This window comes from Ruegeria sp. CDSB086 (assembly GCF_059611065.1).
Genome location: NZ_JBXWOV010000015.1, coordinates 23,541 through 38,842, shown reverse-complemented (window position 1 = coordinate 38,842; position 15,302 = coordinate 23,541). Strand labels below are relative to the sequence as shown.

12 protein-coding genes are annotated in these 15,302 nt (G+C 52.9%); 5 read left to right on the top strand and 7 right to left on the bottom strand.

Features of this window, described 5'->3' with window-relative positions; translation table 11 throughout:
- The first annotated feature begins 4 nt into the window (after positions 1-4).
- From AC2FIO_RS21680 to AC2FIO_RS21670, 3 genes are all read left to right on the top strand, one after another.
- Positions 5-778 carry a hypothetical protein gene (locus AC2FIO_RS21680; RefSeq protein WP_282119251.1) on the top strand — a complete coding sequence of 258 codons (774 nt, stop codon included), beginning with the start codon at positions 5-7 and terminating at the stop codon, positions 776-778.
- Between the two features lie 211 nt (positions 779-989).
- A complete protein-coding gene (curA, locus tag AC2FIO_RS21675; RefSeq protein ID WP_496699932.1) occupies positions 990-2,021 on the top strand; it encodes an NADPH-dependent curcumin/dihydrocurcumin reductase in 1,032 nt (343 codons plus the stop codon).
- Between the two features lie 355 nt (positions 2,022-2,376).
- Positions 2,377-3,993 (top strand): GMC family oxidoreductase, encoded by a 1,617-nt coding sequence (locus AC2FIO_RS21670; RefSeq protein WP_496699931.1) that lies wholly within the window; start codon positions 2,377-2,379, stop codon positions 3,991-3,993.
- A gap of 61 nt (positions 3,994-4,054) precedes the next feature.
- Here AC2FIO_RS21670 and AC2FIO_RS21665 read toward each other — a convergent pair whose 3' ends face one another.
- From AC2FIO_RS21665 to AC2FIO_RS21645, 5 genes are all read right to left on the bottom strand, one after another.
- On the bottom strand, positions 4,055-5,521 hold the full coding sequence (locus tag AC2FIO_RS21665; RefSeq protein ID WP_496699930.1) for an oligosaccharide flippase family protein: 1,467 nt from the start codon (positions 5,519-5,521) through the stop codon (positions 4,055-4,057).
- Positions 5,522-5,679: 158 nt separating this feature from the next.
- The gene (locus AC2FIO_RS21660; RefSeq protein WP_496699929.1) at positions 5,680-6,345 is read right to left on the bottom strand and encodes a glycosyltransferase; all 666 of its coding nucleotides are present in this window, start codon (positions 6,343-6,345) and stop codon (positions 5,680-5,682) included.
- A 599-nt stretch (positions 6,346-6,944) separates the two neighbouring features.
- Positions 6,945-7,823, bottom strand: a complete 879-nt coding sequence (locus AC2FIO_RS21655; RefSeq protein ID WP_496699928.1) for a glycosyltransferase family 2 protein — start codon at positions 7,821-7,823, stop codon at positions 6,945-6,947.
- Between the two features lie 287 nt (positions 7,824-8,110).
- On the bottom strand, positions 8,111-8,812 hold the full coding sequence (locus AC2FIO_RS21650; RefSeq protein WP_496699927.1) for a sugar transferase: 702 nt from the start codon (positions 8,810-8,812) through the stop codon (positions 8,111-8,113).
- 244 nt (positions 8,813-9,056) lie between these two features.
- Positions 9,057-10,472: a hypothetical protein gene (locus AC2FIO_RS21645; RefSeq protein ID WP_496699926.1), complete on the bottom strand. Its 1,416-nt coding sequence runs from the start codon at positions 10,470-10,472 to the stop codon at positions 9,057-9,059.
- A 271-nt stretch (positions 10,473-10,743) separates the two neighbouring features.
- On the opposite strand from AC2FIO_RS21645, the gene AC2FIO_RS21640 reads away from it, so the two are divergent.
- Positions 10,744-11,649 (top strand): methyltransferase, TIGR04325 family, encoded by a 906-nt coding sequence (locus tag AC2FIO_RS21640; protein ID WP_496699925.1) that lies wholly within the window; start codon positions 10,744-10,746, stop codon positions 11,647-11,649.
- Here the strand turns inward: AC2FIO_RS21640 and AC2FIO_RS21635 are convergent.
- Entirely contained in the window at positions 11,625-12,332 is a 708-nt protein-coding gene (locus AC2FIO_RS21635; RefSeq protein ID WP_496699924.1) for a 4'-phosphopantetheinyl transferase family protein, read from the bottom strand. The two genes, AC2FIO_RS21640 and AC2FIO_RS21635, sit on opposite strands and share 25 nt — an antisense overlap.
- 68 nt (positions 12,333-12,400) lie before the next feature.
- On the opposite strand from AC2FIO_RS21635, the gene AC2FIO_RS21630 reads away from it, so the two are divergent.
- Positions 12,401-14,179: a CocE/NonD family hydrolase gene (locus tag AC2FIO_RS21630; protein WP_282169656.1), complete on the top strand. Its 1,779-nt coding sequence runs from the start codon at positions 12,401-12,403 to the stop codon at positions 14,177-14,179.
- Between the two features lie 24 nt (positions 14,180-14,203).
- On the opposite strand, the gene AC2FIO_RS21625 is transcribed toward AC2FIO_RS21630, so the two are convergent.
- A complete protein-coding gene (locus AC2FIO_RS21625) occupies positions 14,204-15,301 on the bottom strand; it encodes a glycosyltransferase (protein WP_496699923.1) in 1,098 nt (365 codons plus the stop codon).
- Position 15,302 lies beyond the last annotated feature (1 nt).

The following is a 15,302-nucleotide window of genomic DNA, read 5'->3' as shown; positions in this document are numbered from 1 at the left end:
AACAGTGGCCAGCACAACAGAACACACGGGCAGCGAGGCGCTCGGCGTCGGGAGTATCGTGGGCGAGAGTTTCTCGATCCTGTTCAAAAATTTTATCACCGTCATCCTGCTAGCGCTGGTGCCGACGTTATTGAGCTCAGTGATTGCGGGTATGATGGTCGGGGCCGATGTGGCGTTGGGTGCGGCAGACCCCGATTTCAGCACCTCTTCCGGCGTCACCACCTGGGTACTGACGATTTTGCTGCAGGTCGTGTTCTATGCCCTGACGACCGCTCTGCTGGTGCAACTGGCATATGACGCCAAACTCGGACGCCGCCTGCAGGTGGGTCGTTATTTTGCACCAGCTCTGCAAGCTGCTATCCCGGTTGCGGTGCTGACGACGGTCGCAGGAATTCTGACCGGGTTTGCAACGCTTGCTTTGATCATACCCGGTCTTTGGGTTTATGCGGTTTTTTCGATGGTTGCGCCTGCCGTGGTGATCGAGAAAGCAGGATTTGGCGGGCTTGGGCGCAGCGCGGCTTTGACCAAGGGATACCGCTGGCCAATTTTTGGCGCTTTGCTTCTGATCGGTATCTGCGCCGGGATCGGTGGTTTCCTCGCCAGTTTCGCCGCCGGTTTGCTTGAAGGTGTCGGAAGCTGGGCAATGACGGCAGGTTTTTCAGTTGTTGCAGCTTTTGGTGCGGGGTTGAGCGGCATTTCAGTCGCTCTGATCTATGCCCGTCTGCGCGAGATCAAAGAAGGCGTGAGCGTCGATCAGATCGCATCTGTTTTCGATTAATCAAGTGAGGTTACAAAGGGTGTGATCACCCCTTGGAGGCCGAAGGCGCTGGCTTGCGCCTTCGGCCTTCTGATACGCTTGGCTGCATTGAACAGGTAGCGTGGATTCGCGCAATCCGTGCTTCATTTTGTAACCGAGGTTTTTGGGCTGGACAGTTTTTGACAATCTTGCTTGGCTGCGTTGCACCACTCTCATTTTTTAGGAGATTTCAATGCCCCAAGCATCCGACACCAACCGTCGCATAGTTCTTGCGGAACGCCCCACTGGTCGCCCGGACAAAAACACTTTGCGGCTTGAAATCACAGACATTCCAACACCCGGCAACGGAGAGATGCTGGTGCGCACGGTGTACCTGTCTCTGGACCCTTACATGCGGGGTCGTATGAATGACGCGAAATCCTACGCTGAACCGGTTCCGATCGGTGGGGTCATGACGGCTCAGGTTGTGGGGCAGGTAGTGGAATCGAACCTCGAAGGGTACGAAGCCGGAGACTACGTTTTAAACACGAGTGGCTGGCAGGATTATGCGATCTCAACTGGTGAGCAGGTCGTCAATCTTGGCAAGACGCCGGACAATCCGTCCTGGGCGTTGGGTATCCTGGGAATGCCCGGCTACACGGCTTATGCGGGGCTGCTGAAGATAGGCGAACCAAAACCTGGTGAAACCGTTGTCGTGGCGGCTGCGGCTGGACCGGTGGGCGCAACCGTGGGTCAGATCGCAAAGCTAAAAGGGTGCCGCGTGGTGGGTATCGCGGGTGGCCCGGAAAAATGCGAACACGTGGTAAAGAACCTTGGGTTCGACGCTTGTGTGGATCACCGCGCGGCGGATCTTTCGGGACAATTGCGCGACGCGTGCCCTGACGGCATTGATGTCTACTTCGAGAATGTCGGTGGCAAGGTGCTGTATGCGGTCTTACCGCTTTTGAATCCGTTTGCGCGTGTTCCGGTCTGCGGCGTCGTGGCCTGGTACAACTTGCCGGGTTTGCCGGACGGACCGGATATGGGCCCGGTGATCATGGGTACCTTGTTGCGGATGAAGGTCAAAATGCAGGGTTTCATAATTTTCGACAATTTCGGCCCCGAGGTTTACGCCGAGTTTGTCCGGGACATGACAGGATGGCTGAAGGACGGCTCAATTACGTATAAAGAGCATGTGGTTGAAGGTCTTGAAAATGCTCCGGTTGCATTTAACCAACTGCTGGCCGGAGAAAACTTTGGGAAAATGGTTGTAAAGGTGGATTGAGCCAGGGCAGTGAAAGTTGGTCCTTCCAACTCAGACCCTAATTCGTTCGCAAAACGCATGAGTGTCAAATTTCAAAACTATGTAGAAACCTGGCTCAGGACTCTCTGATCTTCGTCTGGGTGCATGATTCCTGATTGAAAAAATTCGAGCGGTGAATTTGCCAGACTTTTTCCGGCGGAGTGACGAGCGGTAGGCTCCGTCCGGAACCTTTCTGTCCCAAGTTTCAAAGTAAAGCTCGCGCCGATGACTGCTGGGTCCTGAGTGGCCACGATCAAAGAAGCCCACGCGATCATTGAATCTGGCCGCATGATCGGCAAACTCGTTGTTGCATTTTAATCAGAAAGACCAATGCTCCATGACAAGCGTCCGGAAACTTGATGGGGATTACGACTATATCATAGTCGGCGCGGGCACGGCCGGGTGCGTTCTGGCCAACCGCCTGACAGAAAACCCCAAAACGCGGGTGCTGTTGCTCGAGGCCGGCGGCTCAGACAACTACCACTGGGTGCATATACCGGTGGGGTATCTTTATTGCATTGGCAACCCGCGCACGGACTGGATGATGAAAACTGCCCCCGAGCCGGGCTTGAACGGACGTTCGCTGGTTTATCCGCGTGGCAAGGTGCTGGGGGGATGCACCTCGGTCAACGGCATGATCTATATGCGCGGACAGGCAGCGGACTACGATCATTGGCGGCAGCTGGGCAATGCCGGATGGGGTTGGGATGACGTGTTGCCCTATTTCCTGAAATCCGAGGATCACCATGCCGGGCCCGCAGACATGCATGGGCACGGAGGGGAATGGAAGGTCTCGAAACAGCGCTTGGAATGGGACATTCTGAAAGCCGTGCAGGAGGGCGCTAAGGAATTTGGCATCCAACCGCGCGCAGATTTCAACGATGGCAGCAACGAAGGGACCGGTTTTTTCGAGGTTAATCAACGCAACGGTGTGCGTTGGAACACGGCCAAAGGCTTTTTGCGCCCGGCGATGAAACGGCCCAACTTGCGCGTTCTGACCCATGCTGAAACCGAGACGCTGTTGTTCGATGGCAAGCAGGTGACGGGCGTACGCTACCTGCACAAGGGCGTTCAATATGACGCCTATGCCGGGTCCGAGGTCTTGTTGGCGGCGGGCGCGATCAACACGCCCAAAATTTTAGAATTGTCAGGCGTGGGCCGGGGCGATGTGCTGTCTGAACATGGCATCGTCTTGCAACACGAAAGTCAGGGCGTGGGTGAGAACCTGCAGGACCATTTGCAAATCCGCACTGTGTTCAAGGTCCAGAACGCAAAAACCCTGAACACGATGGCGAATTCGCTGCTTGGGAAAGCAAAGATTGCATTGCAATACGGCCTGACGCAATCAGGGCCAATGTCGATGGCCCCCAGCCAATTTGGGATGTTCACAAAATCCAATCCCGATCTGGCTACACCCGACTTGGAATACCATGTGCAGCCGCTGTCCACCGACAAGTTGGGTGATCCGCTTCACCCTTTCCCTGCGATTACTGTATCGGTCTGCAACTTGCGACCTGAAAGCGTGGGCACCTGCCATATTCAGACGAAAGACATCGAAGCACAGCCTGATATTCGCCTGAACTACCTTTCGACTGAAAACGACAAACGCGTTGCAGCGAAATCCGTGCGACAGGCGCGGAAGATTATGACGGCGAACGCTCTGAAACCCTATCAGCCTGAAGAAATCTTGCCTGGCCCGGCGATGGAGTCAGAGGAAGACCTTGTGAAAGGTGTAGGTGATATCGCTACGACTATTTTCCACCCTGTCGGCACCTGCAAGATGGGCTCGGATGCTTCTGCTGTGGTCGGCCCGGATCTCAGGGTGCATGGACTGTTGGGATTACGGGTGGTTGACGCATCTATCATGCCAAAAATCGTATCCGGCAATACGGCCTCCCCGGTTGTGATGATTGCGGAGAAAGCGGCAGATATGATCCGCGAAGGAACTTTATAAGTGACGTATATTGCGCATTGCGGATGTAAGCCACGAAACCGTGCGGCATCTCCTTCTCTGCTCACCCCACTGAATGTTCCGAAAAGCCTCTGTTTCTCAGTGCGTTGCGCAAAGATCCATCCAGAAGAAGAACGGTTGGAATGACGAAGGCCATCATGCCCAGCCCAATCAAGACAAACCGGACTAGATCGTGGGCTTCCGAAAACAGATTTAGCCTGTCTGCGAAGAAAATGGGAATGCAAGCCAACGCAAGCGCCGGTAGCACTGCCCAAGACCTGCAGAGGATGATATGCCAGTGAATACCGGCATAACGCTTCATGATGATTGCGTTGATCGAAAAGACAATGATTGAAGCCACGACTTCGGACAACGCAATTGCGGTTATGCCGAATGACGCCGCCGACAGGATCGCGGCAATCGTGATTCCTGAATATAGCGCCATAATCCAAGGTAATTTCTGAACTTGACCAGCCAGCGTTAAAATCGCGGCGCTGGCATTTCCGCTGCAACGGATCAGGGCAGCAACAGCAAGAATACGTAGAACCGGTGTTGCGGGCTCCCAACCGGGTCCCAAAATCCCGGCTGTCAGCGTATCCGCCATGAGGAACACGCCGATAAACAAGGGAACCGCCCCATAAAACAGAATGGGAAAGAAGCGCAGCGAAAGTGCCCCAAATCCAGACGTATCGCCATAAGCATCACGGCTGCGGCGGAAGAGATTCCATGACAGTATACGGGTCGGTTCACTGACAATTTCTTCAAATGCCGCGACAATGCGCTGCGCCGCACGATAATATCCGGCTGAGGTCGCGCCCAAAAACCCACCAATAATCAGGGTTGCGAAATAGATACGAACATTCACCACCAGACGGGTCATTATGATCTTTTTGGAAAAGGCCACTGTATCCGCAAGCGTTTCACGCCCCATGATCTCGGGTGTGGTTTTACTTACAATCAGACCACTGACGCTCCAGATTACGGCGCCGCAAAGCCGTCCCCACGCCAGCGCCATAACGCCAAACCCTTGATACAAAGCCCAAATCGCGACGGCCAGGTTCGCAACGTCCGCAATCGGCGTGATCAGCGCTGCGGTCGTCAACCGGTCCTGCCGGACCAAAACGCCATTGTATGCAGCACCCATCGAAGTGAAAAACACACCGACTGACAAAACCTGAAGAAGCGGCTTGGCAACGGGGTCAGAAACTATGCCCCCGATAGCGCTGCCGCTCAAAACACCCATCGCAGCGATCGTAAAACCGCATAGAATTGCCACAAAGAGAGTTTCGCGAATGCGGTCGTCGGGCCCATGCCATTGCATGATGTACTCTGACCATCCTGCCATTGAAACTTGTGTCAGGATAACGACCATTGCCGCAGCCAACGCAAAAACGCCAAACTCGGCAGGAGTCATCATACGTACGGCCACCAAGAAGATCGCAAACTGCGTCAACTGGGTAAAAATCTTGGATACCGTGGTCCAAACCCCGCCACGCAACACGGTATCTTTTTTTTGGGCTGGCTGTGTCATTGGCTCAACCTGTCCGACGCACCGGTTCTGGCGTCAAAGTTGGGCCATTGTTGGCCGCCGCCATTCTCAGCAGGACAAGCAGACGACAAACCCAACCAACTCAGGCGACACTGCGCGTCAAATTTATCGCAAAGGGTGTTTTCCAAAACGTCCCTCCATTACGTGGCCACAGGGGCACGCAAACGTTCTGTCCCCCGAGTTGTGCTTGGGCTTTGCAGGATATCGCGGTACAGAGACAACAAGGCGTCGCACCAAGCTTGCGAAGACAATGAGATGTGGCGCGCGCCCGTTTTGGCATTCGAAGCCATTTGCGCGACCCAATCATCGTCAGCAGACAGGCCGGCCAATGCTGCAACCAGCGCATCCCGATGTCCGGCAGCAAAGCTCTCGCCCATCTTTTGAGCGCAAATGTCCCGACTAATTAGCAGGCTATCCGATGCCAGAACCGGAACGCCACATAACAAGGCTTCGACCGGTGCCAAACCAAATGGTTCCGGACCCAATGTCGGCGCTACCAGCATCCTGGCTTTGGCCATGGCACGCTCCAACCCGGTTCGATCTTGCCAACCATCGAACCGGTGTTCGGGAAAGTCGGCCTTTAGTTTCGCCAGATCCAGACCACTGCCCACAAACCGCATTTTGACGCCGGCACACCGTGCGGCCTCGGCCAATAGGAAGACCCCTTTGTACTCGTGCAGATCGCCAACGTACAGAAACTCACTGTTCTGATGGCATGGCACCGGATCTGGACAAAGAGGTTCTGACGGATTGGCTAAAGCGACTACCGGGCCGGGCGTGCCGTCCGGAAACAATCGGTGTTCCATACCCGGGTGGATTAGTAAGGTCGTGACGTCCGGCAATAACTTGCGTCGCGCTCGGTTTTGTAGTGCTTGCCGCGACACCCGCCAGATTTTCTGCCCGTAGCTACGCTTGTCACAGTTATGCAGTATGCATGACGCGGACATCGCAACGCGTGGACACGTGTTTTGCTGGCGAAAATCAAAAAACGCGCCATTGGGACAACTCAGAAAGTAGTCGTGGGCGTGCATGACTGCGCGGCTTCTCACCGGCTTAAGAGGGCACAAAAGCGACGGCGACAAAGTCTGATGATACCCATGAACATGGTAGATGGTGCCCGGGCAGTCATTTTTTTTGATCCAAGTGGCTAGCCGCTTCTTAACCCTACGATTCCAGAGCCCCGACGCGGCTGCGGACAGTCCACCCTGATCCAACAAGCTTTGACCACCCATAGATATCAGCTCGACCCCAGTCGGCATCTCCCCCCCATCGTCGCCACAAAAAAATGTAACAGGGATGCCCTGTCTCGCAAGCAACCGGGCCTGAAGAACCGCAAGCTTGGAAGCCCCTCCGCGAATTTTTGCGAAGTCACTAAGTACCACCACGCGACTTGGAGCTGAGTTCGTCATTCGAACCGCTCCACTTTCTCAGGGTTAATCCTGCCGCGCGCCAAGTCGCCAAAGGCATGCAGGTTTCCTTTCAAGCGCCCCAACCGATCAATTTCAGGCTCGGAATTGAAAGACCTGACAAAGTTGCTCGCCAAGTTTCTACACATGATGTTCAGAGCGCGATTAAACGCCATCGTCCCTTTTCTATGCAGATAAAGCGGGTTGGCAATTTGCGAGTACCCAACACGCAAGCCGCTTGATCGCCCAACCTTGGTTCCTAAATGGACACCTCGCAAATTGCTCGATCGAACGATGCGACCATGCGCAGACATCTGGCGTGAGAAATCTACATCCTCAAGCCAAGCGTAAAGCTTGAGCCGCGTATCAAAGAGTATTTTGTCCAACAAAGCTGGTGCAGCGCGCAGCGCCATGTTGCAGCCATAGCAATTGTAGACGTCAGTAATTTCAGAAGTAACGGTGGGCGCTGTTCGCGAGACCATTTCCAAACCTCGCAAGTGGCTGATTCCCGGGCCATGTATTCCATCTGCCAAAACTGTCCCTGTCGCCATGACGACGTCGGTCCGAGACTTGAACAGATGTTCTAGGTTGGCCAGATAATCCGGCGCCATTAGAAAATCGTCATCCAAATACAGCAGGACATCTTCTTCCTGCAGCATGCTCAAGGCTGTGTTTCGTTGAATGCAACAGCCGCGTTCGCTTTGAACGATGCAAACTGGGAATGGCAAATTGGCAATTTTATGCGCGTCAATATCGTCGGCCCGCGCAACAACTACGATCACGAGGTCTGGAAATCTTTTTTGGCGCGCTATGTCCAAAACTGTGGGAACCACAATATCCGGGCGATTTGTAGTCGGAATGGAAACAATTAAACGCATAACGCTAACACACTTTAGACATAATATTGCCGATAAACCGCCGCCACAGCCTGCCTTATTGACAGGTATTCGTACTCAGCGTAGCCGTGGTGGTAATGATGAAAAAGAAAAGTCGAGCATAGCAAATGGCCCTCGTTCACGAGAATAAAACGTTGCGTTTCAACATCATCGAAATGATCGAATCCGCGTCACCTAAGTTACTACGCAGGCTGGTGATTGGCGGTTGTCTCCTCTTCTGGTTAGTCGTGGTTTTGTTCGTTTTCTTCTGACCGCAACCCAAGATTTCGCTACCGAGCACCATCGCTCATGATCATCACTTTTATCGTCTTGAGAATGATTTTGAGGTCGCGTCCAAATGACCGGTTGTTCACGTAATAGACATCCATCTGTACTCTTTCGGCATAGGTCGTGTTGCTCCGCCCACTGACCTGCCAATACCCGGTAATCCCTGGTTTGACCGAAAGATAGTCACTGAAATGCTCGCCATAGTGCGACGCTTCTGCAGCAACGACCGGGCGAGGTCCGACAATCGCCATGTCGCCCACTAAAACGTTCCAGAATTGCGGTAGTTCGTCCAAGCTCGTCTTACGGAAAAACTCGCCGACCGTCGTAATCCGCGGGTCATTATCCAGTTTCTGTTGAGCTTCCCACTGGGCGCGCGCTTCGGAGTCAGATTCCAAGATCTTCGCCAAACGCTCTTCGGCATTCCGTGCCATCGTTCTAAACTTGAGGCAGTTGAATTCTTTGCCATCTCGGCCGATGCGTTTGTGCCCAAAAAAAATCGGCCCACCGTCCGTTATCAAAATAACAAGTGAGATCAGAATGAGAAAAGGAGAGAAAAAGATCAGCGCAAAAAATGCAAACAAACGGTCAAACAACGATTTGAGAAAAGTGTCTGAACCACCGTTGTACTTCTTTAATCGACCAGAAGATGAGCCACCGAGCAATGAAGACTCCACCTCAGCCCCACGATTAAAATTCGTTCTCATTACACAGCCAATCGTTAATACAATACACAACACGCGCGACCCGAAAAACATTGGCCCGCATTACAATTCCCCACCATTCAAAGTATAAGTAAATCCCTGCCCAAGCCGCAACTTTTTTGTAAAATCGAGGAAGGGCAGCAGGCGTCCTGTGGATAACCTACTTCTTCAAGTCAGTTTGTCGCCATAAGATCAACAGTACTCAAGTTTACCTCCGGACTGTTCCTGACAAAAAAATCCACCAAAGCTAAACACGATTCGAAAACCCTTTGGCAGATGCTGCCAAGGTCTCAGTCGTGTAGCCTTCGAAAACCTGTTCTCGGGCAACAACGCACAGCCCCGAAACCGCCATAAGAAGCAGAGTTGGATCCGGTGTCGTTGCTGAAACTAACATGGCTGTCAATAATGTCAGCGCGCAAACGCGACCAGCGCTAAACAACCGTAGCGTGCCGCGATCGGCTCCTGTAGCTGGCAAACCAATTGCGCTGAAAATGAACATCAAAAAAGCAATCGTTCCGGGAAAGCCCACACTTCCTAAAAGAACGGATGCAATGCCATTCCCCCGCACTGAGCCGACTCCGGCCCCAAGCCCCCAGGTTTGGAAGAAAGTATCAAACCCAGCCGCAGCCCACGCGCCGCGTTCCCGTCCTGATAGGGAATCTTGTTTGGAAAAAACCAAACGGTCTAGAATATCTGAAACGCTATCCATCACGACTGGCACCAGAAGTAACGCACTGATCGCAATGGCGAAAAACGAAACGCCTATGACCATGAGATGCCCAAACCCACGAGACATATTGAAGCCCAGAAAAACTCTGAAATGCAGAGTCACGAAGAATACCCCTGCGGCAAGAGCGGCTATGCCTGTGCTGGACATGGCAAGCACGGCGCCAACAAAATTGGCTGCTGCCAAGATGCCGTGGCTTTGCGTTCTGACAACCAAGTAAGACATAAAAAAGTAAGTAAAGAACGCAGCCGAAGCGGCCCCATAAGCGGACGCTTCGGCATATCCTCCGATCACCCTACTGAACGGCCCCACCAGATGTTCGTTTAGAAGGGTATAGTCGGCAGTTCTGACTAGGCTCAAAACCGCATCGGCACCCAGAAAGTCTAAGAGTCCAAGAACCACGTTAAGCGAGGCGGCCCAAACCAGTCCTTTTTCAATGAACTCTGCCCCGCGCCGTCTGGCGACAAAAACTGTCGCTAGAAAGAAGGCAAAGGACAGCAGGATATAGACCGATTGCGCTATGTTGGAGTTTGTAGGCCGTAGTGGCAGCATTACAGAGCTGAAGAAGTTACTAACCTGTGGCCCTCTGTTTGTCACCGTCATCGGGAAAACAAGAAACTGCCCCTCGAACAGGCGCACTAGGACGATTCCGGAGAAAACAGAGTACAACGCAAAAACAAGAAGATAGACACCCGACGGGGGCAAACGGAATTCTGCCGACCCAGGCGCATGCGTAATCCGCCGTAAGATCAATAGAAAGATCGAAAGAATTGCCAATAAATTGGCAATGATCATTGAGAGACCACCGGCAACCAACGCTGCGAACATCCCAAATGGGATGACCGCTATGGCCATCAAAATCCCATTGTCAGCATTTCGTGCGCTGAGCCAAAGCCACAATAGCAAGAATGCGGCTGCAGCAGGATAAACAGCCATTTTCGTCCTCGCTTACAACCTCGGAGCGTGAACCCCGAACGGAACATCTATTAAATTGGTCAAATTCACTGTTTCGTCTGTTACTTCGACAAGCATCGTTGCCCGAATCGGTTATCGGCAAGCGGCATATCGAAAATCGTTCTCTGTCAAAGTAACTGAGCATTTTCAGATCGCGAACCGAAAGCACTAACACCCCAAAATTCGAGCAGCAATTGCCAACTATCCCTCGTAATGTTTCCGAAATGTTAACAGTAACGAGCGCATTTTGCCTTTGGGTTTTCCCGAATCCGGTTTGAAAGTAGTTTGGCGGAGTATTTTCTTCGGGCTCAGAATTCATACTGGCGGTTTTTCTCGCTTTTTGTGCGGTGGTAAAATTTTGTTTAGATCACGAGAAACCCTAAAATTTAGCTTAAGTCTTTTGAAACGTGGGATTGGGCTACCGGTTTCAGCAGCTTGGGCTCGGCTAATGACGACCGGCATTCGCCCCCCGGCCATGGTTGGCGCTTATCCAAACTATGCAGCGGCCGCAGGTAAAGCCCACGGCAACGGGTATAATGATAAGGACGTGGCACAGGTGAACACCGACCTGATGCGCAAAACCGTTGTTTGGGATTATCCGGTCATTCATTGGATTAACGAAGTTTTTAGCGAAGGAATGCACCTGCTGGATGCAGGGGGGCATTTCGGGTCGAAATACATCGCCTTTCGGGATTTGTGTCCAATCGACAGGTTGCAGTGGACAGTTTACGATTTGCCCATAACTGTCGATCTGGCCCGCGCCGCACAGGAGAGTCAGGAGTTACCTGCTGAAATTGTGTTTCAAGACGACCTTGCGAAAGTTGGTCAGATAGACGTGTTGCTAGGGTCGGGCCTGATGCAATACTTGGATATTTCTCTGGCTGAATTGATCGGCAAGCTCGACGCCCCACCCAAATACATCTTGCTAAACAAAGTCGCGACTCGCTGTGGCCCGACCGTTGTAACTCTGGAAAAGATCGGGCCTGGCCGGGTGCCTTATCAAATCAGAAACAGAAATGATTTTGAAAAAAACCTAACCGAAATGGGCTATGTAATACGCGATCAATGGGACATCCCATCTCTTGGTCGTATCATTTCAACGCATCCCGGTTTGGGCCCAAGTGTCAGCCGAGGCTATTTTCTGGAACGTCGTGAGTAGGCTCGGACGATCGGATCACCGGATCGCCACCGAAGCTCGACAGGGCCACCTGTATCGCGCAGGGCCAACGCGCCGATCCAACCCGGCGCAGGTTCGAAATGAGTTAAAGTCCAACGTAAAGGGTCGTCGTCTTCAATCCGCGTCAATCGAGGAGGGACGTCGGGCGAGAGGGTCACGTCGAAAGAATCAAGGGGCATGTACAACCCATGCCCCAGTGATTTCAGAACAGCCTCTTTTCTGGTCCAGCAGCGAAAAAACCCTTGCAACCAATCCGACGGTTGCAAGCACGACAACTCGGCGTATTCCGCTGGAGAGAAATGATGTTTAGCCACCGCATCTTCGATAGGTCGCACCAACTCGATATCGAGACCCGGATGGGCATACGAGCACACTGCCAATGCAGCCCGACCGGCAGAGTGACTGAGGTTAAACCCAGGGCCATTTTGCAAATACGGCTTGCCATGCGGCCCGTACTCAAACTCGACCGCCTTGGCGTCAAGACCAATGTAATCCGCCAAGATTCTCCGCAATCCGGCGCGACCTACAATGTACATGCTCCGATCACTGGATTTGACAAAACGATCGGCCCTTCGCAGTTCGTCAACCGACAGTTCCTTACTAAAATGATCAAGGTGTTCGTCTGCTTCTTCCAGAGACCACAGCCAAAGATCCACACTGAGCACGCAAAAAATCCTTCCTTCTAATACCGAAACTACTCGTGGCGAACCTAGCAAGTCGATAGGGTGTTTAAATGAAACGCAAGGTTGTTCTTGTTATCTGTTCCGTGATTGCAATTGGTTGTTTAGTCCTGATGGGCAAAACCCTTTTGGACAAAAACCGAAATCAAATCGCGTGGTGGGTACAAGCTGGTGCACCGGATTTAGCGGATGTTATGGTGACGGTGCCTGACGGCGTGCGCCTGGCGACGGATGTCTACCTTCCGGCTGAATCCGGCCCGCGCCCAACGGTTTTGATGCGCCTTCCCTACGGCAAACGAACCTACGGCGAAGTGCGGTTTTGGGTTGGAGAGCTGACGCGCCGGGGGTTCGCTGTGGTCGCTCAGGACATGCGCGGACGGTACGGATCAGAAGGGACATTCGCCCCATACCCCAACGAGGGTCCGGACGGCGCGGCCACGCTAGATTGGATCATTAATCAACCGTGGTCAAATGGACGGGTTGGAACACTGGGTTGTTCAGCTTTGGGTGAATCCCAACTCATGTTGGCGGCTCAAGGACATCCAGCCCTGCATGCCATAGTTCCAATCGCAGCAGGCGGCGCAATCGGGTCAGTCGAAGGGAAGAACGCTTATTTCAGTGCCTTTGAAGGCGGAGTCTTCAACCTGGCAGCCAGCGTCGGCTGGTTTGGTACAGAAGGCGGCAAAACCGCACCCAAGTCTGGTTATCATCCAATTGATCCGGGCGATGTTCTCGATGGACTTCCTGTCGACGGCCTAGTCGCACAATTGCGCTCGGACGAGACTGATTATGAAGCGTTTTTGCAGAACTTCGATAACCCTCAATACTGGCGGGACGCCGGCTATATCACCGGCAACGAGGCGTTCTCGGTACCTGCACTATTCATTGATACCTGGCATGATCCCGGAATAGATTCGAGCCTAACACTGGCTGAAACTCTGCAAAATGCGGGCGCATCCGTAAATACTATCATCGGCGCAGGAACACATTGCAACTACCTCGGTACGGACGGTGACACGGTCGTTGGGGATCTACCAGTCTCACCGGATCGCCGCATCGGCTATGTTGATCTCATTAGCCGGTTTCTGGCTTGGCACCTGGGGAACGGACCCGCCATTGATTTACCCGAATACACCTATTTTACACTCGTGGATAACCAGTGGCGCGAAGCCAACAAATGGCCGCCTGCCGACGCAATTCAAAAGCAGCTATATTTGAGCGCAGGTCAGTCATTGCTTTGGAAAAAAAGCGCAATTTCAGACTTAAAGAGTAGCTTTTTGTCCGACCCCGAAAACCCTGTTCCCTCTATCGGTGGCCCGCTTTGCTGCACTGGAAATCCCGAGGATCGAGAAGGGCCCGTGTTGCAGAACTCGATCGAGAAACGAGACGATGTGCTGTTGTTCTCATCCGCACCGCTGGAACAGCCAATAACAGTCGCGGGCCCAATCCAAGCAAAGCTATGGGTCACCATTTCAACTCCGGATTCCGACCTAGTCTTGCGCATTTCGGATGTAGATACACAAGGAAATTCGCTATTGGTGCAAGAGGGCGCATTAAGGTTGCGATACAGGGGTGGATTTGAAACACCCGAGCTGATGACCCCAGGACAGATCTACGAAGTAACAGTCGACATGCGCCAAATCGCCTATAAGTTCGAAGCTGGTCATCAAATTCGGTTGCACGTGGCCGGAACCAACTTTCCGCGCCTTTCAAGAAACACCAATACAGGCGGGCCAATCTATTCTGAAACAGAGGTCCGATCGACAGAGATCACTGTGCTCAGTGACACTAACGAACCCTCCGCGCTGATCCTGCAAACCCTGCCGAATTGAAATAGGTCAAAAACAGCGAAGCGCTTAGACGGCCCAATCACTAAGGACAGCGTCAACGACGTTGGAGAACTCACGTCGAAACCGTTCTGCACCGAACCCGCTTGCGTGTTCGCTAATGTCGCCGGAATTAAAATGCGCGCGTTCAAACCGATGAATAGTCTCCACAATAGAACTGCTTGATTGATCGTCGAAGAACAGGCCTGTACGGCCCTCAATAACACTGTCGCGCACACCGCCTTGGCCGTAGGCCAACACAGGTGTCCCGCAGGCCATGGCTTCGACCGGGACAATGCCAAAGTCTTCTTCGGCTGGGAATATCAACGCTTTCGCAGTCTGATACAGACCCGGCAAGTCTGCACTGGGGACCCGACCTAGCAACCGAACATTTGGAGGAAGATTCTGCTCTAACTCGGACCGCTGGCTACCATCACCTACGACAACCAGTTGCCGGTCGAGATCACGAAAGGCCTCGATGACCAAGTCCGCTTTTTTGTACGGAACCAGTTCAGAGACAAACAAGTAGTGGCTGCGTCTATTGGTCTCGTCAGGTAGGTGGTAGGCATCAAGATCGACCGGCGGATGCACAACTTGTGCGTCACGATGATAGTAACGCCGTATTCTCTGTGCCACAAAATTGGAATTGGCCACAAACTTGTCGACTCGGGCCGCAGTGCTGACATCCCAAATTCTAAGCCTGTGCGCGAGATGCGAAAAGTACATCTTTTCAATCCGTGACAACCGCTTGCTGTAGGCACCGTACTGATCCCAGATGTATCGCATCGGTGAATGTGCATAGCAAATATGAGGCGTACCCGGTGGTGCGATGATACCTTTGGCCGGCCCGCTTTCGGATGAAATGATCAGGTCATAACCCGACAGATCCAGTTCTTCGAGTGCCCGAGGCATAAAAGCCAGGTACTTTTGATAGTGGCGTCGCGCGCCCGGAAGCCTGGCGATGAATGTTTCATGGATGGGACGGCTTTTTAGCCGAGGCGACAGTTTGTCTGGATCGGCAACATGCGTGAACAGGTCAGCTTGAGGAAATAGGTTGACCAATTGTTCCAACACGTGCTCGCCACCGCGCATACCAGTCAACCAATAATGAACAAGGGCAACTTTCATA